The 20,718-nt window shown below is 54.2% G+C and carries 20 protein-coding genes and 2 pseudogenes; 10 read left to right on the plus strand and 12 right to left on the minus strand.

The window, feature by feature from the left end:
• Positions 1-123: 123 nt before the first annotated feature.
• Positions 124-402 (plus strand): annotated as a pseudogene (locus tag AC19YX_RS34750) (LLM class flavin-dependent oxidoreductase); the annotation flags it as partial.
• A 138-nt stretch (positions 403-540) separates the two neighbouring features.
• On the plus strand, positions 541-846 hold the full coding sequence (locus tag AC19YX_RS34755; protein ID WP_010562390.1) for an ArsR/SmtB family transcription factor: 306 nt from the start codon (positions 541-543) through the stop codon (positions 844-846).
• Between the two features lie 168 nt (positions 847-1,014).
• Here the strand turns inward: AC19YX_RS34755 and AC19YX_RS34760 are convergent, their stop codons facing one another.
• On the minus strand, positions 1,015-1,140 hold the full coding sequence (locus AC19YX_RS34760; protein WP_010562389.1) for a hypothetical protein: 126 nt from the start codon (positions 1,138-1,140) through the stop codon (positions 1,015-1,017).
• 118 nt (positions 1,141-1,258) lie between these two features.
• Between AC19YX_RS34760 and AC19YX_RS34765 the strand changes: the two genes are divergently transcribed.
• On the plus strand, positions 1,259-1,858 hold the full coding sequence (locus tag AC19YX_RS34765) for a nucleotidyltransferase family protein (RefSeq protein WP_010562388.1): 600 nt from the start codon (positions 1,259-1,261) through the stop codon (positions 1,856-1,858).
• Here AC19YX_RS34765 and AC19YX_RS34770 read toward each other — a convergent pair.
• The 8 genes from AC19YX_RS34770 to curR all read right to left on the minus strand — a co-directional run bounded on the left by AC19YX_RS34770 (position 1,836) and on the right by curR (position 10,483).
• Positions 1,836-2,804, minus strand: a complete 969-nt coding sequence (locus tag AC19YX_RS34770; protein ID WP_500607999.1) for a GTP 3',8-cyclase MoaA — start codon at positions 2,802-2,804, stop codon at positions 1,836-1,838. The genes AC19YX_RS34765 and AC19YX_RS34770 overlap by 23 nt on opposite strands.
• Positions 2,801-3,139, minus strand: coding sequence for a putative quinol monooxygenase (locus tag AC19YX_RS34775; RefSeq protein ID WP_010562386.1), 339 nt, complete (start codon positions 3,137-3,139; stop codon positions 2,801-2,803). Before AC19YX_RS34775 ends, AC19YX_RS34770 begins: the two co-directional genes overlap by 4 nt.
• A gap of 28 nt (positions 3,140-3,167) precedes the next feature.
• The gene (locus AC19YX_RS34780) at positions 3,168-4,373 is read right to left on the minus strand and encodes an XdhC family protein (protein WP_042946283.1); all 1,206 of its coding nucleotides are present in this window, start codon (positions 4,371-4,373) and stop codon (positions 3,168-3,170) included.
• 13 nt (positions 4,374-4,386) lie between these two features.
• Entirely contained in the window at positions 4,387-5,607 is a 1,221-nt protein-coding gene (locus AC19YX_RS34785) for a cytochrome c (RefSeq protein ID WP_010562384.1), read from the minus strand.
• A 10-nt stretch (positions 5,608-5,617) separates the two neighbouring features.
• On the minus strand, positions 5,618-7,810 hold the full coding sequence (locus tag AC19YX_RS34790; protein ID WP_010562383.1) for a xanthine dehydrogenase family protein molybdopterin-binding subunit: 2,193 nt from the start codon (positions 7,808-7,810) through the stop codon (positions 5,618-5,620).
• Between the two features lies 1 nt (position 7,811).
• Positions 7,812-8,273, minus strand: a complete 462-nt coding sequence (locus tag AC19YX_RS34795) for a (2Fe-2S)-binding protein (RefSeq protein ID WP_010562382.1) — start codon at positions 8,271-8,273, stop codon at positions 7,812-7,814.
• A 462-nt stretch (positions 8,274-8,735) separates the two neighbouring features.
• Positions 8,736-9,770, minus strand: coding sequence for an NADPH-dependent curcumin/dihydrocurcumin reductase (curA, locus tag AC19YX_RS34800; protein WP_010562380.1), 1,035 nt, complete (start codon positions 9,768-9,770; stop codon positions 8,736-8,738).
• A gap of 119 nt (positions 9,771-9,889) precedes the next feature.
• Complete coding sequence (gene curR / locus AC19YX_RS34805) at positions 9,890-10,483, minus strand: TetR family transcriptional repressor CurR (protein ID WP_010562379.1); 594 nt, start codon at positions 10,481-10,483, stop codon at positions 9,890-9,892.
• Between the two features lie 403 nt (positions 10,484-10,886).
• Here curR and AC19YX_RS34810 point away from each other — a divergent pair, with 403 nt between their 5' ends.
• Complete coding sequence (locus tag AC19YX_RS34810) at positions 10,887-11,516, plus strand: glutathione S-transferase family protein (protein WP_500608000.1); 630 nt, start codon at positions 10,887-10,889, stop codon at positions 11,514-11,516.
• 433 nt (positions 11,517-11,949) lie between these two features.
• Positions 11,950-12,105, plus strand: a pseudogene (locus AC19YX_RS34815) (IS5/IS1182 family transposase); the annotation flags it as partial.
• A gap of 222 nt (positions 12,106-12,327) precedes the next feature.
• On the opposite strand, the gene AC19YX_RS34820 reads toward AC19YX_RS34815, so the two are convergent.
• Entirely contained in the window at positions 12,328-12,735 is a 408-nt protein-coding gene (locus tag AC19YX_RS34820; RefSeq protein WP_010562376.1) for a carboxymuconolactone decarboxylase family protein, read from the minus strand.
• A 290-nt stretch (positions 12,736-13,025) separates the two neighbouring features.
• Here AC19YX_RS34820 and AC19YX_RS34825 point away from each other — a divergent pair, with 290 nt between their 5' ends.
• Entirely contained in the window at positions 13,026-13,649 is a 624-nt protein-coding gene (locus AC19YX_RS34825) for a TetR/AcrR family transcriptional regulator (protein ID WP_500608001.1), read from the plus strand.
• A gap of 412 nt (positions 13,650-14,061) precedes the next feature.
• Here AC19YX_RS34825 and AC19YX_RS34830 read toward each other — a convergent pair whose 3' ends face one another.
• On the minus strand, positions 14,062-15,702 hold the full coding sequence (locus AC19YX_RS34830; protein ID WP_130926026.1) for an MFS transporter: 1,641 nt from the start codon (positions 15,700-15,702) through the stop codon (positions 14,062-14,064).
• Positions 15,699-16,751: an HlyD family secretion protein gene (locus AC19YX_RS34835; protein ID WP_010562373.1), complete on the minus strand. Its 1,053-nt coding sequence runs from the start codon at positions 16,749-16,751 to the stop codon at positions 15,699-15,701. Before AC19YX_RS34835 ends, AC19YX_RS34830 begins: the two co-directional genes overlap by 4 nt.
• 982 nt (positions 16,752-17,733) lie before the next feature.
• Between AC19YX_RS34835 and AC19YX_RS34840 the strand changes: the two genes are divergently transcribed.
• From AC19YX_RS34840 to AC19YX_RS34855, 4 genes are all read left to right on the plus strand, one after another.
• Complete coding sequence (locus AC19YX_RS34840; protein WP_010562372.1) at positions 17,734-18,351, plus strand: reverse transcriptase domain-containing protein; 618 nt, start codon at positions 17,734-17,736, stop codon at positions 18,349-18,351.
• Between the two features lie 294 nt (positions 18,352-18,645).
• A complete protein-coding gene (locus AC19YX_RS34845) occupies positions 18,646-19,365 on the plus strand; it encodes a recombinase family protein (RefSeq protein ID WP_500608002.1) in 720 nt (239 codons plus the stop codon).
• A 156-nt stretch (positions 19,366-19,521) separates the two neighbouring features.
• Positions 19,522-20,358 (plus strand): recombinase zinc ribbon domain-containing protein, encoded by an 837-nt coding sequence (locus AC19YX_RS34850; protein WP_231998117.1) that lies wholly within the window; start codon positions 19,522-19,524, stop codon positions 20,356-20,358.
• A 7-nt stretch (positions 20,359-20,365) separates the two neighbouring features.
• The gene (locus AC19YX_RS34855; RefSeq protein WP_042946279.1) at positions 20,366-20,692 is read left to right on the plus strand and encodes a reverse transcriptase domain-containing protein; all 327 of its coding nucleotides are present in this window, start codon (positions 20,366-20,368) and stop codon (positions 20,690-20,692) included.
• The last annotated feature ends 26 nt before the right edge of the window (positions 20,693-20,718 follow it).

The raw sequence follows: 20,718 nt of genomic DNA on the forward strand, positions 1-20,718 counted from the left end.
TGGAAAGGCGTGTTCGCTCGGTCATGAGACGATTGCAATTACGCCCTCAAAGAATCCGTTCTTATTTCCGGCATCCACGTATCGCCTACGCAGCATGATTTGGTGTATTTGATTGCCGGGTTAATAGTTAAACAGTGTGGCACTATCTACAAGCCGTTCTTGCAATCGCTTTATATCGACCTGGACGAACACCCGTCCACGCCGCCCTCGCATATCCATCTAGGATTTCGACTAGGACGTAACCACCTTCGGGCCTTGCTGGATACACTTCAGGAAATCGGTGTAGATCACGTCATCCTGAACCTCAAGTATGGTAAACGCCCCGCAGCAGAGGTTATCGAGGAACTTGGCAAGCATATCGTCCCGCAATTCGGCGTCCAGGCTTCTGATAGTGCTGCCTGACAGAGCAACAATACTTCAGCCAGGAGCGGCCAGTCCTTGCAACAGACGGCGGGCGCAGAGGTCACGTCAATACCTTCCATTTTTCTGCGCAAACCCGGAAGATATCTAAATATCGCAAAAAACAGGTATCAAAATTCCATGACCATTGACGTCAACGAAGCACTGAAAGCATTGGCAAACCCGATGCGCCTTGCCATCCTCAATTGGCTCAAGGATCCCAGGACAATCTTTCCAGAGCAGGAGGTCGACCCAGAAACGGTAGGCGTGTGCGTCAGTATCATCCAAGAGCGCACGGGCCTCTCGCAGTCCACCACATCGCTTTATCTCGCAGCTCTGCAGCGCGCGCAATTGGTGACATCGCAGCGGATCGGCCCCTGGACCTACTACAAACGCCACGACGAAAATATCGATGCCTTTTTCAAAGCGCTGCAAGAAAAAATCTAAGGCTGAAGAAACCTTGTATTTCTGGCTGATTTCAGTGCTTGCCGATTTCAAAAACAGCAATCTGACCAAGTAACGATCAACTAACCCGTTCATTTATGAGTTTTTAGCCGCAGCGAGCATTTGGTAGCGGGCATACTCTGCATTACGCCCCCATCTCGCCTGGGGTGATCAGCAAATACCGGCCAGCCAGGACATGTGCAGGTTCGACAGATCGAACAACTTGACCTGTGGCGCGGCGTTCTTCACTACCCAGTGGAAACGCACTTTGGTTTCGCCAAACTGCCACTTAATCACTCTGAAACCGGAGCGGTATACGCAAAATACTGCACATTCCAGAGAGAAGCGCGAAGCCTCCTAGTGGTTTTTTACGGCTGGCCCTCTTCTTCAGGGGGCAGCATAGGATTTTTTCAACATGACAGAACCGCACCGCAAGCCTGAATATGTCGGCCTAGTTCTCGCCGCCGGCTCCGGGCAACGCTTCGGCAGCGACAAACGCCTTGCCCAGCTGGCAGACGGCAGCAGCCTTTTGCGCGCGACGTTGTTGCGCGCGAAAGAAGCCTTCAGCGATGTTCGAGTCGTATTAAAGGCTGAGGATGATGCACAGGCCTTGGCTATTCCGCATGACATTCATCTGGTACGTGCGGCCCACGCCAAACAGGGCATGGGCTCAAGCCTGGCCGCCGGCATCCAGAGCCTGGCAAATACGCAGGCCACTGCGGTGGCGGTGCTGCTCGGGGATATGCCGTGGATTACTCTCGCAACGCTGTTGCAGTTGCGCGCGCATGCGCACGCTGAACATATTGTTGTCGCTTACTGCGATGGCCAGTGCGGACACCCCGTGTTGTTCGGCCGGCGCTTTTGGCCGGAGTTGATGCAACTGCAAGGGGAGAATGGGGCCAAGGCTTTAATCGCCACCCATGCGCAACAGGTGATAGAAGTGACGCTTGCTGACAGGGGCATCCTGCTGGACGTCGACAAGCCGGCCGACCTTAGCCACCCACCGATTTCATAATCAGGGCACTGCCGGTAAAAGTGGCGTCTTGTTTGTCCTGCAGCGCACGACTGAGCAACCCTTTCAGTTGCGGCTGCGCCTGCTCAGTCGGCAGATCCAACAGCGCGCCCATAAAATGTCCGCGATTGGATGATAGGCATCCGTATAACCAGCCCGTAGACGACAACCGCAGACGACTGCAGCTCCGGCAAAAGGGCGCGCTTTCGTTGGCAATAATACCGAACGCCCCGCGCTCGCCCACGCTATAACGCAGCGCAGTGGCATCTAGCGCTGCCTCGGTTTGTGTGAAGACATAACACTCGCCGATAAGCTCCAGCAGCTCGCGCTGGCCGACGAACTGGGTACGAAAAGCCTCTGCATGCTGGGCCAGATGGCCCATGCGCATCAGCTCGATAAAGCGCAATTCGTAGCCCTGCTCCAGGCAGAACGCCAACATGGGCATGACCTGGTCGAGGTTGCTGCCACGCATCGGCACCATATTGATTTTGATGCTCATACCAGATCGACGCGCCAGCTCAATGCCGTTAAGCACAGTCTGCAGATCGCCGCCCTTTGCGATCTTGCGGAAGGCGCGCGGGTCAAGTGTGTCGAGGGACACATTGACCCGCTGGATGCCCGCGCTGCGCAATAACGGCAACTTGCCGGCCAGCAATTGTCCATTAGTGGTCAGGCTGATGTCCTGCAACGCTAGCGCACCGATGCCCTGCAGAAAAGGCTCCAGCCGATCACTCAGCAGCGGCTCACCGCCGGTAATGCGCAGCGCGTCGATACCGGCGACATCCCTGAGCAGTTCGACGGCGCGCAGCATCGACGCGGCCGTCAGCTCATCACGCGCGGCCACCAAGCTGCGGCCATCGGCCACACAGTAGGTGCAGGCGTAATTGCAGGCAGCCGTGAGGCTCAGGCGAAGTTTGCGGAAACGCCGACCCTGTCGATCGACGATCACCCTGCCATGTCCGTGTCGAAGCCAGTGGCTGACTCGCCATCCTCAGCCAACGCCTCCAGCACATAAACCTGACGATCGCTCAGCAGCTCGCCAAGGGCATTGGCCATGGTCGTGTAATGGTGCATCTGCCGATGAAGCGCTATCGCCTCATGGCTTGCCCAGCGCTCGACGAAGACAAACCGTCCGACCTGTTCAATGCACCGACTCAGGACGTAAGACAGGCAACCGTCTTCGGCCCGCGAGGGATGCACGCAAGCTCGCAGAATCTGCTCGACCTGCTGCTCTTTGCCGCCTTTGGCGGTCAGTATCGCTACAACGCGTATGGCTTGATTCATGCTGATAGGTTCCTCGGTTGATCAGTCGTCAAGGCTGCACGGCGAACCGCCGATAAGCCTCTGCAGCAAAAGCGATTTCGGTTTCGGTCTCGCTAGCGATCAGCACTGGGTCGCTATCATGGATACTCGCGGACCTGAAACGCAGGCTGCCACCATTGCGGCCATTGAGCACCGCCTGAATTTCCGCCAGCATCGCCATAGCCACGCTTTCCGGAGTGTCGCCGCCCAGGTCCAGGCCAATCGGATAATGCAAACACGCCAGCCCCGGCAACTCGCCCTGCTGCTCGTGGATACCGGCCAGCAGGCGCTCGGTGCGCTCACGCGGGCCCAACTGCCCTACATAACAGGGCTCACTGTGCAACACTCCCTGCAGCCAGTGCGCGTCTTGCACCAAGCTGTGAGTCATCACCGCCACCGCTGCGCCGCGTACAAGTTCACGGTAGGCGAAAGGTTGCTCAACATCGCCAACCAGCACCTGGTCAGCGTCGGGAAAACGCTCTGCTCGGGCAAAGTGTGACCGCCCATCGATGATTGTCACATGCCAGCCCAAGAGCTTGGCCATGCGCACCAGCGGCTGGGCATCATGGCCCGCACCAAACACTACCAAACGCCGCACGGGCGGCAGGTACTCCATAAGCACTTCAATCTTGCCGGTGCCATTCGGGTAAAGATATCGGGATGACTTTCCACGCACCAAGGTCTGTTGGAGATCAATCCTGATCTGCTCAGCCAGCGCCGACTGCAGCAACTCGCCCTCGGCGCTTTGTCCTGACACTAATAACAGGCGATCACCTAACCGGTGTGAACCATCAGCCGAGCTGGCGATCACCGTGGCGATGGCCGCCGGTTGCTGGGTGTCGCGAACGCCAAGCAACGCAGTAATCAACGCGCAAGGTCCACTGGCAGGCAGCCGCTCGAACAATACGTGAACCTTACCGTTGCAGCCCAGCCCGAAACTAAGCGCTTCCTCACTGCCCTCATCCGCCTCGGAGGTGCTGTAGCTACGCAGTGCAGGCCCAGCTTCAGTTAACCACCAGGCTTTTCTGGCGACTTCCGCCTCCAGGCAGCCACCACTGATGGTCCCCTCGGGCCTGCCGAAGCGCGAGACTAGCATCCGCGCTCCTGGTCGCCGATACGCAGAGCCGTCGACTTTTACCACGGTCGCAAGCACCGCTTCTCGGCCAGCATTGCGCTCCGCCAGGAGTACATCCAGCAGTGGAATCAGACCAGACATGAGGCACCTCGGCTCAATGAAGGGACTCAGTACGGCGCTTGGCCACAGCTTGCTCCGATACCTGCGCACCAGTCTCGCCAAAGCGTTTCAGTACGAAGCTGCTCAGCGCAGCCAATTCCTGGTCGGAGTAAATGGTCCCGAACGACGGCATGCGTCGATCTACCCGAGTGTCGGTCGAACCATGCCCATTTAGCAGGACGCCCAGCAAGTTACTGGCGGCAGGATCGTTGACCGTCTTTAGACCCCGTAGCATGGCCGTCTGACTCTGGTTTCCGGTCCCGTCCCAGCGGTGACAACTAGAACAGGCTTCGGCGAACAGTTTGTTGCCAAGGGCATTGTCGCCCCCCTGCGGTGCAAGCTTAGCCTTCTGGGGACGAGCCACACCTTCGCTGCGCGCCGGTGAGTCCTTGAGATAAACTGCGATCGCGTGACGATCGGCGTCGGTCAGATGGCTCAGACTGTGCTCCACCACCTCCGCCATCGGCCCGGTGGACAACCCGAATCCTGGCGCTGCGCCGTCTTTCAAGTAACGCGCCAGCACGTCCGTGGGCCAGGCACCGACGCCATTTATCGGGTCAGAGCTGATGTTGTAAGCGTTCCAACCCTGTATCAGGTTACCGGCAAGCGAACGGTCTTTGCTGACAGCTTGGAACAGGTTCCGAGGCGAATGGCACTCACCACAGTGGCCAGGACCTTCCACTAGGTATTTGCCTCGATTCCACTCGCTAGAGTGCTGGGCCTCGGTTTGAAATTGCTTGTCGTCCAGGAACAGCATATTCCAGAAAAACATCCCCCAACGCTGATTGAACGGGAAGTTCAGCTGGTTCTCTTGAGCCACCTGCTCGATTGGCTCCAGGCTATCGAGATAGCTTTTGATGGCCAGGATGTCGTCACGCGACATCTTGCTGTAGGACGTATAAGGGAATGCTGGATAGTAGTGTTTGCCATCGCGCCCCACGCCGGTTCGCAGCGCGCTAACGAACTCATCATCAGTCCAGGCTCCGATGCCAGTTTGCTTATCTGGAGTGATATTGGGCGAAAAAAGCGAGCCGAATGGCAGCTTAAATTCGACACCACCGGTGAAGGGTTTACCACCGGGCACGGTATGGCAAGCCACGCAATTTGCAGCGCGCGCAAGATACTCGCCCCTGGCAAGTAAGTCCTCCTGCGCATACGCAAACTGCGCCACCAGGAATCCGCTAGCGAGCAATAGCCAACTTGTTATCAAATTCACGAGTAACTCCTCAAACCGGATAATAGCCAGCACGGCTAAGTGGTAACCGACGAATGCGCGTACCGGAAGCAGCGTAGAGAGCGTTAACCAAAGCTGGACCGATCAGCGCAGTACCGGCTTCCCCGACTCCGCCCGGTGCTTCCAGGCTAGGCAGCAGGTGCACCTCAACTGCTGGCGCCTCACTTATGCGCAGCTGCCGATAGTTGTGGAAGTTGGTCTGCTGAACCTGACCGTTCTCGATAAGAATTTCGTTGAACAACGAAGCAGACAGACCGAATAATGTCCCACCTTCAACCTGCGCCAAGACCGACGTCGGGTTAGTCGCGAAGCCGCAGTCCACAACACTGATCAAGCGTTTAATGCGCAAGCCAAATTCACCCTGCATCTCAAGCTCAACGAGAGTTGCTACATAGCTGCCAAACACCGAACTTACTGCCACACCCCGACCCTGCCCAGCAGGTAAAGACTGGTACCAGTCACTCTTCTCAGCAAGTAAGCGCAGCACCGCCTGGGCACGTGGCTGGTCCGCCAACAGCTCCAAACGGTAGACCACCGGGTCGGCCTTGGCATTGTGCGCCAGCTCATCAATAAAACACTCCAGGGCATAGGTCCCCCGCAGAGGGCCCACGCCTCGCCACCAGGACACGGGCACGACACTCGGCTCCTGGCGGATATAGCGAACCTGCAAATGCGGCAGGCGGTAGATGGGTTCCACCGCGACTTCAACGGCATCGGCATCCACGCCGCTGGGAGGCAAGCTGCCGGCATAGCGGGCGAGAATCGAGGCACCAGCGATACGGTGTTCCCAGCCCAGCGGACGCCCCTGCTTATCGAGGGCGGCTTGCATACGATCGGCATAGAGCGGCCGATACAGGTCGTGGGTCATGTCCTCCTCACGGCTCCAGACCAGCTTGATCGGGTAATCGACCTGACGCGCGATGGCCACTGCTTGGGTGATGAAGTCGAACTCCAGACGCCGGCCAAATGCCCCACCGATCAATTGATTGTGCACCTGGATTTTTTCCAAGGGCAGCCCGGTGACTTGGGCGGCCGTCTGTTGGGCGAAGACCGGCACTTGGGTGCCCACCCATAGCTCGCACGCATCTTTACGCACATGGGCCACGCAGCTCATGGGCTCAAGCGGCGAATGCGACAACAGCGCTTGCTCGTAAACGGCCTCGAACTGGCTGGAAGATCCCTGTTTGGCTTGCTCAATATCGCCTGTGCGCTTAGCGACCACGCCATCACGGCTACTTGCGGCTAGCAGCTCCTGGTCCAGTTGCTTTGATCCGATAGTAGCGTTCGACCCAAGTTCCCACTCGATCTTTAACGCTTTGATGGCCTGCTGGCAGGCCCAAAAGTTACTTGCGGTAACGGCCACGGCATTGTCCAAACGCACGATGTCGCGAACCCCTAACACCCGTCGCGCCTCAGTTTCATCAACCGAACGCAGCCGTCCGCCATACACCGGACAGGTGATGCTGGAGGCCACCAGCATCCCGGGGATTTGCAGGTCAATGGTAAAACGCGCCTTGCCGTTGACCTTCGCGGGCGTGTCCAGGCGTTGCGCGGGAGTGCCCAACAGCTTGAACTGCTCGGGGGTTTTCAGCGGCACCGCGTCGGGCAACGGCAGCGTCGCAGCGGCCTCGACCAAATCGCCGTAGTCAGCCTGCAGGCCTTTGGGGCCAAACACCTGGCCATTCTGCGCATGACACAGGCTCGGCGCGACGCGCCATTGCAGCGCTGCCGCCTGAATCAACAGAATGCGCGCTGTAGCGCCCGCCCGACGCAGCGGCTCCCAGGTGTAACGGGTAGAGGTCGAGCCACCAGTGGCCTGAAACTGAAGCAAGGTATCGGTATACAGTGCGGAGTTCGGTGGGGCCTCCTGGATTACTACCTTATCCAAATCGACCTCAAGCTCCTCCGCCACCATCATTGCTATACCAGTTTGCGCGCCCTGACCCATTTCAATCTTCGGCGAGATCACCGTGACCACGCCATCTGGGCCCACCCGCACAAAGGCCCCGAACCCCTCAGCGGAGCGATCACCCAGCCGGCCTAAGGCAGCAGCCTCGGAGGCAGCGCTTTTGGACACCAACGGCGGTAGCCAGGTACTCAACACCAAGCCGCCGACCGCGATACCGCTGCCTTGCAAGAGACGGCGACGGGACATATCAACATTCATTTCGATTGTCTTCTTCATCTCACGCCTCCTCTACACGGCCAACACTGTGGATGGCTGTGCGAATACGGGTGTAGGTGGCGCAGCGACAAAGATTGCCTGCCATTGCAGCATCAATCGCCTGATCGTCTGGCGCGGGCTGGCTCTGCAGCAGAGCAGTGGCCGCCATGATCTGCCCTGACTGACAGTAACCGCATTGCACCACCTCATGCGCCAGCCAAGCCTGTTGAACGGCTTGACCGACAGCAGTCTCACCGATGGCTTCAATGGTGGTGATTGAGCGGCCCGTCAAAGCAGCAACAGGGGTCACGCACGAACGTATCGGCTGACCATCAAGATGCACGGTGCAAACGCCACACTGAGCAATACCACAGCCGTATTTTGTCCCGGTGAGGCCAAGCACATCGCGTAAGACCCAAAGCAGAGGCATATCCTGCGGCACGTCGACTTGGTGCGACTGTCCATTGATGATTAGCGTTTGCATCTTCATTCCTCAGACTAGTATTTTTAATGCTGACAACCTTAGTTATCGCTTTAATCATGTGGGTGCGGTATGGGAAGCAGGCCAAAACAGCCTCATACGTTCACGAATTAATCCGCCTTAAACGGGCAACCAACCACCCGGCCAGCGGAAAGGAGACAAGCTGGGTGATTGGTACCAATACCAGCACCTCCACCAATACCATTACTGGGAAACTCAAATCACGGGTCAGCGGGGCTAATATACTCAGCACCAACAAAAGCGTTGGGTAAAGCCCCAAGCAGCCAACCAGTACACGCCAGAACGCGGCGTTTATTTGATGCGAGCGCTTACTGCGTGCGTGCATAATCCCCCCACAGGCATTACTTGTACTTAGTGGCCTGGATCTTTTTAAATAAAAAAGCCCTACCAGCAAGGAGCTTGAGCTGGCAGAGCAAAAAACACTGTCATTCCAACAACAGGCAATTAGTCTTCACTTACCCGAACCACTAGCTTGCCAAAATTACGCCCCTCTAGCAGGCCGATAAAGGCCTTAGGCGCCTCCTCTAGACCACTCACCAATTCTTCACGATACTTAATCCGGCCCTGCGCAAACCAGCTTGACATATCGTTAAAGAATTCGTCGTAGCGGTGCGCGTAATCATCAAAAATAATGAAGCCTTGGACTTTAATACGCTTACGCAGAATAGCCCCCATCAAGGCAGGCGAGCGATCTGGCCCGTCGGGTAAAGCGGTATCGTTGTAGTGCGCAATAATTCCGCAGACCGGCACTCGGGCCTTGGCATTGAGCAGCGGCAGCACAGCATCGAAGACTTTTCCACCGACATTCTCGAAGTAAATGTCGATACCCGACGGGCAGGCCTTGGCCAGTTGCTCGGCGAAGTCCGGCGCTCGATGATCGAGGCAGGCGTCGAAACCTAGCACCTCGACAGCATGCCGGCACTTTTCCGCCCCTCCGGCCACACCGACCACGTGACAGCCCTTGATCTTGCCGATTTGCCCGACAGTCGCACCGACCGGCCCGGTAGCAGCCGCCACCACCAGCGTTTCACCCGCCTGCGGCCGACCAATATCCAGTAAGCCCATGTATGCGGTGAAGCCTGGCATTCCAAATATGCCCAATGCATAAGACGGCTGCGCTGGCGAATCGCCCAAAGGGGTCAGGTCGCTGCCATCAGACAGCGCATAGTCCTGCCAACCACTAAAAGACAGCACCCAGTCATTCACTTTATAGGCATGATGCTTTGAGGCAACCACACGACATACAGTGCCCCCCACCATTACTCCGCCCACTTCGACAGGAGGGGCATAGGACGGCGCATCACTCATGCGACCACGCATGTAAGGGTCTAGCGATAGATAGATAGTACGCAGAAGTACCTGCCCCTCTGCGGGTTCAGGAATTGGACCTTGTTCAATAAGAAAATTCGCTTCGACAGGCGCACCATGTGGACGCGATGCCAGAACAACGCTTCGATTGATTTGCTTTGATTGAGACATCTTCACACTCCTTGGATGGCGGGGAAAAACAACCGCATCAACGGAAAAATTAGACCAGTCTGCTATTTTTCACATAAAAAAGCCACCCTACCGAGGAGGGAGGGTGGGCGATCTCGTAATCACGCCTCCTCAGGGACCAGCATCATCAGAGTAGTAGCCATGGCATTTTCTAGCGACCGACTGTTACGGTGCAGCTTGCTCAGCAGGCTTGCACCAAGCCAAAGCTGGTATAGCGCCAAGGCCGTTCGGTAAGCATCACCTTGCGGCAAAGAACCGTCTAGTTGACCCTGCTCAAGACAGCCAGAAATACGTTCAATTATCTGATCTGTTCCGTCACGGAGAGTGAGGCGCATAACCTCCGAAAGATCTGCAACCTCAGCGCTCAGTTTAACTACAAGACACTTTTGCTCATCGCAGGGCTTACAATAGCTTTCAAGCCATTTCTGCCAATATCCCATAAGCCGCTCACGGGCTGTATTGCCGGTAGCGGCAAATCGTTCATCCATGTTCGCCAGATAATTGCGAAAGTAATCCTCGAGCAAGCACTGCCCGTACTGCTCCTTGGATTTGAAGTAATGATAGAACGAACCTTTTGGCACACTTGCGGCTTGCAGAATCTCGTTAAGCCCAACACCCGTGAACCCCTTAACCACCATCATTCGGTGACCCGTATCGAGCAAATGTTGGCGCGTATCATCGTAACGTGGTTTCATCAGTGCAAGCTACCATAAAATAGACCAGTCGTCTATGTGAGTTTTTTGCTCCAGAGATTGTAGCAATTGTTGATGGCCGCCGCAGGTCTAAACACCAACCCACGCTCGGCATCCTCATAGCGCCGCAGTACACGCAAAGAACCAATCCTAAGCCTCCCAAAGCTCCTTGGATTTCTGTGGGCGCACTCCTCTCTCGCTAGAAGACAAGCATCGAGATGCAGATCTCAAAGGACTCGGAGCGGACCGTAAGTGCTATCGGAGCATTCAGCCCACCAGAATAGTAGACTGGTCGCATATTGACAGATACAATTTCTTGCCTACTCGTTGCGAGTCCGCAAATTACCTATCGATAGCCTCAGACAATGCACATTTCCCTTACCGAGATCACTCAGAAGGCGTAAAAATGATGATAAAACTTCACCACCTCAATGACTCCAGGTCGTTTCGTATTCTGTGGCTGCTGGAAGAAATAGGCCAACCATATGAAATTATTCGGTATCAGCGTGATAAAAAAACACATCTAGCCCCCGAGACACTGAGGGGCATTCACCCCCTAGGCAAATCTCCAGTTATCGAGCTTGATGGAAAAATAATTGCGGAGTCAGGCGCGATCGCAGAAATCCTGATAAAAAAATTTGCACCTCATTTAGCACCAACAGAAAGCTCTGCAGAATACCTTGACTACTTACAATGGATCCATTTCTCAGAAAGCTCGGCAATGCTTCCGTTCTTACTGAAAATATTTAATGAGTTTGAAACACAATCTGGAACCGAACTAAAATTCCTTAACAACTACGCCGAAGCTGAATTCAATAAAGTTTTTTCCTATCTAAACAACCACTTGAATAACAAAAAGTTTTTAATCGAGGAGAGACTCACAGGAGCAGACTTCATGCTAGGATTTGTGGTAAAAGGCGCGCTCAACCTGCTCAAATCCAAGAGCGAATTTCCACATATTGAAAACTACATTAAAAACCTTGAAAACCAGAAAAGTTACAAGCTAGCGCTGGATATAGACGCGAAGCGAGTTTAGCTTTTTAACAAATAGCTGTGGCAGACTCTCAAACTGCCATGGCTCTCACCATCATGAAGCTAAGACCACCAAAGCTGACATCCTTCAAGTGACGGAACACTGGAGTGATGATCAACCTGCTTAAAAGCTTGTCAGTAACCGGGCTTAAAAATTTACTCGGCTAACGATGAATACGGCTGTTACGTCAGAGCCAGACCGGGCGTCGCTTCGCAGCTACACAATAGCAAGCACAGGCTTACATGTTGGAGCTTATTGAAAAATGACCCAAGAAAGATTTATGTTTTTGTGCCCCAGTAGCAGTGGATAAGCTTGGCAGTAGTATCCCCACTGAAGTCGCATCGACACCCACTGCAGGTAGGCATGCGATTCAGAGCGACGTATATAACGAGCCTACAGAAGCGACCGGTAAAGTAATGTTGAATAAGTTCTAACACCCTTTCCAATGATCAATAGCCAGTTCAGTTTTGTGAAAACACGCTTCCCTAGCCTGGCAAAGGACACGGCACATCTGGCGACGCGATTTGCAATGTCGAATCTGTGGATGGCATTCCGACATTTAGCGAGCGATACAGGAGAGGTGTGCCTGTAATATAGGGAATAGCCGCCGTGAGGCTCTCACGGCGGCTAATAAAGATAGGAATGAGTGAGTGATCTGAGCGTTTTGGATCAAATCGGCACTTTCAAAATTGGAGGCAGCCGAATTTTACAAAAAAATATGGCTACCTCAGACCACCCCTAGCCGGGCCTTCCAAACATCGCAGAGCCTTTTTTTATTCTCGAGCTCCCTACTAAAAAAGCAACAGATAACACTTTAAGCATCGAGCACTGCAAATACTTCTCCAGCAGACTGAATCGCCGCTAGTGCAGCAGGAACTCCGGCAGCTATACCTATTTGGATAATTGTGTCAATAATTTCCTGACGCGAAACACCGGCACGCAAGGCTGAGCCAATTCGCAGTTTCAGAATGGGAGCAGCAGTTGCTCCTAGCGCAACACATCCCGCTACCATAATGAGTTCTCTGGTACGCAGATCTAACGAACTCTGCCCATAGACATCGGCAAATTCCCACTCCATAACAAATCGGCCTATAGCAGGAGCAAGGTCCTTTAGCCCGTCCAAGAATTCACTAGAACGCAGCCCAGTGATCTCCTCAAACGCCGCCTGGCCAGCAAGGAAACGCTGATCGTTGACTGATACAGTTTCGGGGGCTTTAGCCATTACAGAAATCCTCCTAATTGATTTGAAATGCGCTTCAGTTTGTCCTCAACGCGAATAATTACCGGATGGTAATTATAGGGCAAAAAATCAACCGATCAATAGTTATTTACCAATCAGTAATTAGTGAGCGTGGTGCGACATTTCACTGCAAAGCGTCCCACCTTGTTTACCAAGCGATTGTCTATCGTTATGCTGAAAGCATGATCAGATCACCACAATCGAAACGCAAATGTGCCGCCACCGAGACGATCGACGACTCCTCGAGGCCAACGCCAAACAAACGCAAACGCATGCCCCCCCAAGAGCGTGAGAGGGAGATTATTGAAGAGGCGGTACGCTTTTTCGCCGAGGTCGGATTCGAAGGTACCCTACGCGAGTTAGCCGAACGCCTTGGAATCACACACCAGAACCTGTTTCGTTATTTCGCAACGAAAGAGGCGTTGATAGATAGAGTGTACCAAGAGGTCTACCTTAGCCGCTGGCAACCTGAATGGGAGGCAATGCTAAAGCAGCCTGGAAAGACCTTGGAAGCGCGATTAATCGACTTTTACAAGGCATATTTGCCTGCGATCTTTCGATATGACTGGGTTAGGATTTTTATTTTTGCAGGACTCAAGGGCGTCGACATCAGTCAACGTTATCTTTCCCTAATCCAGACCAAAGTGATCGAACCAGTGGCGATGGAATTACGTGAGCTTTCCTGCGAAAAGCCGCCCGGTGAGACCTTATCGTCGGCTGAGCTTGAAGTTGCATGGGGATTACATGGTGAATTATTTTATCTTGCCCAACGTCGCTGGGTATATGACATGACAGTTCCGGAAAATCTGGATCGCTTTATCGAAATATCTATCATTCGCTTCCTGCATGGAGCACCTGCTGCCATGCAGGCATTGACGCGCGACGGAGCTAACTAAAAGTTGCGACGCCAGCTCACACGATTAAATCGTCCCGCTCACGCGCACCGCCAATCACTCCGACGGCTCCTATAACAGTACCGTCGCAAAGCAACTGTATTCGCCAAGAATATATCGCAACTGCCCCCCTCCCCGTGCGAACTATTTATAGCGAAGAGCAGTCCGTCTGACTGAATATATCGAGCCAGATCTAAAGGGCTAATACCGAACTCACCAATCCGGATATGCGCGATTAAATCCCCTCCAGCGTCCTCCACCGCAATCCTCATCGGCTGACTGATTCGCTCAGTCTTAAATTGCGCCGTCGCAATAGACTAAAGGGCATTATTCAGACTCAACATCAATGAAGTCCTTTGAGTATGGATACCATTAAATATCATACACTCTGGCGGGAGTGCTAATAAGATGGTACTCAAGCGTGGCGGACATTAGAACTGGGATGTCCCGATCCGTAGGGCATCATAAATGCCGCCAACACTGCACCTATTAATGTAACCACAGCGATCGCTGCCAAGGTATCGGCATGCGCCAAAATCTGAGATTGAAGCCGCACATTACTAGCTAGTAGATGCAATGCCTGTTCCGTCGCCTGATCACTGCCGCTGGACCGCATACTGACTGCCGAGATAAGGGCATCCAGCCTCGCTGAAACAGCGGCCGAGGATGTGCTCACATGATCCATAAGTACATTAGATCGGGTTTGCTCACGTACTCGATCCAAAGTGCTAACCCAAGCCAAACCCGCCGTACCGCAGATACTGCGCATAACATTGAATGCCATAGCAGCATGCAATCCCTCGCGCGGCAAAAGATCGCCAACATACAAATACAGCAGTGGCAACAAGATCAGGGGCAGCCCTAAGCCCTGCAATATCTGCCCAATGCGCAACTCACCGCCCTCCCATGAGCCGTCGATGTTCAAGCTGTCATGCAGAGCACCCGTGGCGACCAATACGCCCCCCAATACAAGTAAACGACGGGGACCTCCCAACCATTTCCTATCCAAGCACACTACCGCGCCCGCAAAACTAATCAATTGCGGCCAGCCTGCATCCCACAGCACCGCTCCCAATTCGCGCGGATGATAGCTGTGTATCTGTATAAGGAATTGGGGAATCACATAGCTGCAACCTGTCACGGCGACACTGAAAGGCAAAATTCCCAAAATGCCCAGTACTATATTGCGTCTCGACAGCAGTTCTACATTTAGCAGGCGATCATGCCTCACTCTGACCACGTGATATATAAATCCGCATATGGCAACCGTACCGGCGAATAGCAACACTCTAATTGGGGTTGCCTGTAACCAATCAAGCCGATTACCCTGATCGAAAGCACAGGCGAGCATGCCAAGCCCGCCAACGAACAGGAGCATTCCAAACCGATCCATATGAAGCAAAGGCCGCAAACGCAGTCTTTCGCGCGGCAGACCATAGAAACCCGCGATCAATGCGAATATGCCAGGCAGTAGGTTTGCGAGAAACAGTGCGCGCCATCCCCAGTGGTCGAGCAGCCAGCCTGTGATTGCAGCGGCCAACTGCGGGGCCAGAGTCGAGGCGGAGGTATACAGTGCCAAAGCAAGAGCACGATGCCTAGCCGGTAGAGTTCGCAATAGCGCAACTATCGCCATCGGTAATAGGACCCCGCCGGCCATACCCTGTGCAAAGCGAACGATGACCTGAGCAGCATAAGGAGGGCTGAACGCCATTAATACCGAGGTAGCCATAAAGAGCAACGTTGCCCCTAACAACACCCGTCGAAGTGATAACGCAGTTGCCAACCAGCAGCCAATCACCACGCCGACGACATCTCCAGCGGCATAAGCTGAAGAAAGCAAAGTACCTTCGTCAACCCCCAGGCCTAAACCACCCCGTACATCGGCAAATCCCAGCACAACGTATCGGGCACCGAGCACGGTCATCCAGGCTGCAGCAATAGCGGCCACGCAGGCCGAAAAACGCCGACGATCCCATCGAATCAAAGATCCGGGAAAAAGTCGCGACTTCAGCCGACTATTCACTTCTGATACGGCAGGGCCTAAAGAGTCACTCACACCCGCCCTCGCAGCCAGCCGGTTAACCAATCAATAAAATTTCCTGAACTCAGTCCGGTTGATGTGTGAATGGTCGTAGTAACGGACATACCCGGGAGCAGAGAGGACTGCGAATCCTGACTCGGGTCAAGTGTGATCTTCACCGGAAAACGCTGAACTACCTTAGTGAAATTACCTGTCGCATTGTCGGCTGGAAGCAAAGCAAACTGCGCCCCGCTGGCAGGCTGAAGACTGTCAACCTTACCTTCGAATGCTTGGCCAGGCAGACTGTCAACCAAAATAGTAACGCGCTGTCCTGGGCGTATATGCGTTATCTCGCTTTCCCTAAAATTTGCGACCACCCAAACATGTGGCAGCGGAACTACATCGGCGATCAGCGTTCCGGTGCGCACATACATACCAGGACGCACATGACGCTCGCCAATGACGCCATCAACCGGAGACGTGATACGTGTCCAGCCAAGATCTATATTGCGCAGATTCAGACTCGACTGTGCAGCCTGAAGATTGGCTCTCGCCTTGTTTATACTCGCATTGCTCATTTTCTCCCGCTGTTGCGCCGCCATCCACTCGGCGCGCCTCTGGGCAAGATTAGCGCTCAAACGCTTAACGTCTGCATCAATACCATCAACCTGCTGGCGAGACACCGATCCACTTGGCAGTAAAGCATGATAGCGACTGTGATCAGCAACTGCGCGATCCAACTCAGCCTGTAAAGCCCGTAAGGATGCCGCAGCCGCTTCTACTTGAATCTGTTGATATTGCTTTTGGCTGCGAGATTCGACCAGCGCGGCAGCGGCTAAATCAGCCTTAGCCTGAGCTTCGGCAACCTTTTCTCGATAATCAGTATCCTGCACTAATGCCAACAAATCGCCAGAGCGCACTCTCTGATTGTCGCGGATCGGCACATCCACGAGATATCCTTCAACGTGTGATACTAGCGGGGTCAGATCGGCCCGGACGTAGGCATCATCAGTAGTCACACTATCCCTGTAAGGAATCGGGTACCAGACTGCCACCGCAGAAGCGAACAGCACGGACGATGCCATAGCAAAGCGCCTTGACATTCGCACTCTGGTTGTAACAAGCGGCCAACCCACTATTAACGCCCATCTACTTTTTATTCTGCGACGAGATCTGTACGTCGCATCCCCACTTTTTGCCGCAGATTGTCGGAGCATCTACAACCACCATTAATTACCATTTGGTAATTATAGGTCTTGAGATCGGCAAGTCAACCCAAGTTCAGTTACCGCAAGCACCAGCTGTTACCGATCGAAATCACATCCGAAAATATTTCAGATCTATTTCACCTCCGTGAACGCCCCACGGTATCGACTGCTGTCGGGGATTTGGCGTGCTCACTTTTGGCTCAGCACGCTCATCACTGGAGAGGATCTGCGTATGTATGGACACGCGAAAAATTCAGGCGCTGGACAGCGCTGAGTCGTTACCTGAACGACGGCACGGTGCCGATAGGCAACACACGACTGTAGACGGCTAGGACATAAGAATTGGTTTTGTGTGTCACGAAGGAGAAGTCATGACGGCATGAAAATGGTGGCGTGACAATCCATGTTCCAAAATGGATGGAGGTCGGCCCTCCGGTCAGGGCGTACAGGCGCACTGACCAAACGACCCGATGCTGCGAGCATGTTCAGCATGCTGGTGGTGAGCGATTCGGGTAAAGGCAGAGAAACTACTGTCACGTAAGGCTCAGGTAGTTGAACGCAAGTGAACTGACTGATGAAGCGACGAAATCTTAGCTGGTGTCAAAACGGGCTTGTAAAGCCGGGCCCCGAGAAGTGCAGAGGACACCTGTCTACCGACTGCACGGCACCCGTTGTTAAGGCAGCAAGAACCTGAGCCAAGCCATTTTGGGGAACGTGAGAACCTATCCTCGGCACGTATCGCAGGGATAGGGACGGACTCACCCGTAGTAGTGACGAAGGGCCTGTAATGGGACTGGAGCGAAGGGGTGGGGATCACTTTCGTTGTGCAGGACACAACTCGAACGAGGATGACGTTTTAGTGCAGCGAAAAGCATTCGAAATACCGAAGTCGCTGGTGTGGATGGCATATCAAGATGTACGTCGTAACCGTGGTGCGCCGGGCTGTGATGGTCAGACGCTCACGGACTTTGGTCGGCAACGAGATCAAAACCTTTACCGCATCTGGAACCGGTTGTGCTCAGGATCGTATTTCCCGCCATCTGTGCGGGAAAAACGCATTCCGAAAGACAACGGCAAGGAACGCATCCTTGGCATCCCAACTGTTTCTGATCGGGTAGCCCAAGGCGCGGTGAAAAGATACGTGGAGGCTGTGATCGATCCGATTTTCCATGCTGACTCGTATGGGTATAGACCAGGGAGATCGGCCCACGACGCTCTGCGTCAGTGTTCCATTCGGTGCCGACGCAAGAACTGGGTACTGGAAGTGGACATAAGTGCGTTCTTTGACCACGTTGGGCATGACCTGATCATCAAGGCTCTGGAGCATCATCAGATGACGAATTGGGTGATCTTGTACTGTCGACGCTGGCTACAAGCGTCGATGCGGAGTGAGGCGGGGTTGCTTCAGGAGCGTGGACGGGGAACACCTCAAGGAGGTGTTATTACGCCGGCAACAACAGAGCAAACTCTCGGATAAAATGGGGGCTGCGCATTGCCAGGGACAGTTTCGCCCCAAGGCATGCAGGATGCCCCGACGTCGAGATTGCTCTCGTCATTGAGGGCATTACCCCCACTGATGGGAGACTTCAGTCATGAGCCGAAAACCGCGTATCTGGCATATTCGTCTGGCTTTTGAGCCAAATCGGTTCTCTTGTGAGCAGCTCGAGAGGGCCTACGAGCAGCTTAAGCCGACAGAATCGCGGGCGTCCTCAGAATTGTCGCCATCCCAGCCCTCTGTGACAAAGCATCGTGCTGCCAAGCGAGGTGAGCAATGAGCCAGACGGTGATGGTGGCGCTCTACGCCCGCGTGTCCTCTGACCAACAGGCTAAACGCGGCACGATTGAAAGCCAGATTGCCGCGTTGACAGAGCGGATCGTGGCTGATGGAGCCCAGGTTGCTGAAGACATGCGCTTTGTCGATGTCGGCGTCAGCGGCGCGACGCTGATTCGCCCACAATTGGAACGGCTCAGAGACCGCGCTGCACTTGGCTTGGTCGATCGTCTCTACGTTCTGTCCCCAGACCGGCTGTCGCGAAAATATGCTCATCAGGCATTGCTGATGGAAGAGCTATCGGCGTGTGGCGTGCAGGTTGTGTTTCTCAATCATGCCATTGGCGTCATGCCGGAGGAGTCGTTGCTGTTGCAAATGCAGGGCATGATCGCGGAATATGAACGTGCCAAAATCATGGAGCGCAATCGTCGCGGCAAGCTTCATGCGTCCAAACGCGGCAGCATCAATGTGCTTTCGACTGCGCCCTACGGTTATCGCTACATTCGTAAGCAACTTGATGGAGCACCCGCACAGTACGTCATCGAATTGCCACAAGCGGCGACGGTCAGAGCCATATTTCAGTGGATTGGGATGGAGCGACTGAGCATCGGCGAAGTGGTACGGCGCCTTGGGGCAACAGGCACCTTAACCGCCTCAGGTAAACCGTACTGGGATCGCAGTACCGTGTGGGGGATATTGCAAAATCCAGCCTACATGTGACGAGCTGCTTTCGGCAAAACACAGACGCGTGATCGTTTACCTCGGATACGCGCACAACGCCACAGTGCCGAGGTGCCCAGGAAGGGGTATTCAACCGTACGTACGGATCCAGGTCAGTGGGTCGAGATATCTGTACCGGCAATCGTCAGCGAAGGATTGTTTCAGTCTGTTCAAGAGCAGCTTGCCGAGAATCGCAGAGCACGTCAGCGCAGTCATGGTGCGGTCTATTTGCTTCAGGGCTTGACCGTTTGCGGCCATTGTCACTACGCCTATTACGGTAAAAAGGTCAGCAAGGCAGCGGCCAAAGGCCAACGCCGGGACTATGCCTATTATCGTTGCATTGGAACCGATGCCTACCGCTTTGGTGGCGAACGCGTCTGTGACAATCAGCAAATACGAACGGATCGTCTCGATGAACTGGTCTGGCAGCAGGTTGTTGAACTGCTCGCGCACCCTGGAAGGCTAAAGAATGAATATGAACGCCGGCTGGGTGTCCTCGAAGAAAAAGAACAAACAAATCCTGATACCGCAGCGCTGGAACGACAACGACTGCAGCTGGATAAAGGCAAGTCGCGGCTCATCGATAGTTATGCCGAGGGTATGATCGACAAAACGGACTTTGATCCGAAGATGCGGAACTTGAAGCGCCGCCTGGAACAGCTTGATCAGCAGATTCAGGACTCACGGCGTCATCAGGTGGGTCAGCGCGAGTTGTTTCTCGTCATTAATCGTCTCGAAGAGTTTGCCGCGGCTGCCCATGACCGATTGGGCGCACTGGATTTCGTCACAAAACGCGAGATCATCCGCAGCCTGGTCAAGCGTGTCGAAATTCATAAGGACGAAATTTTGGTGGTGTTCCGGATTGATCCGGATCCCGGGTTCAACGCCAGCGTGACGTCGACTGGCTCAGGCACCGGAGAGAAAAGTATGCAAGAACGTACGCGGCGTAATTTCGCCCTTGTTAGCCAATTTATTCCTGCATTATGCCTTTGATCGCTGGATGGATAGGACGCATCGCGGTGTGCCGTTCGAACGGTATGCTGACGATATTGTTATTCACTGCACAAGGATGAGCGAGGCTGTTCGTATCAGGGAAAGTCTGACGCAACGGATGGGTGAAGTGGGCCTAACCATCAACGAAGAAAAGTCGAAGATTGTCTACATCGACATATTCGAGCGGCACAATGTCGCCACGAGCTTCACTTTTCTCGGTTATGACTTCAAGGTGCGGATTCCACGGCCATCCGGCCACCTATTCCATGAACATCCGGCCACTGATTCCACGGTGATCCGGCCACCCGTTCCACGCTCATCCGGCCATCCTTAAAGCAGGCAGCAACGCAGGATTAATTC

The sequence above is a fragment of the Pseudomonas sp. MF09150 genome, assembly GCF_059862355.1.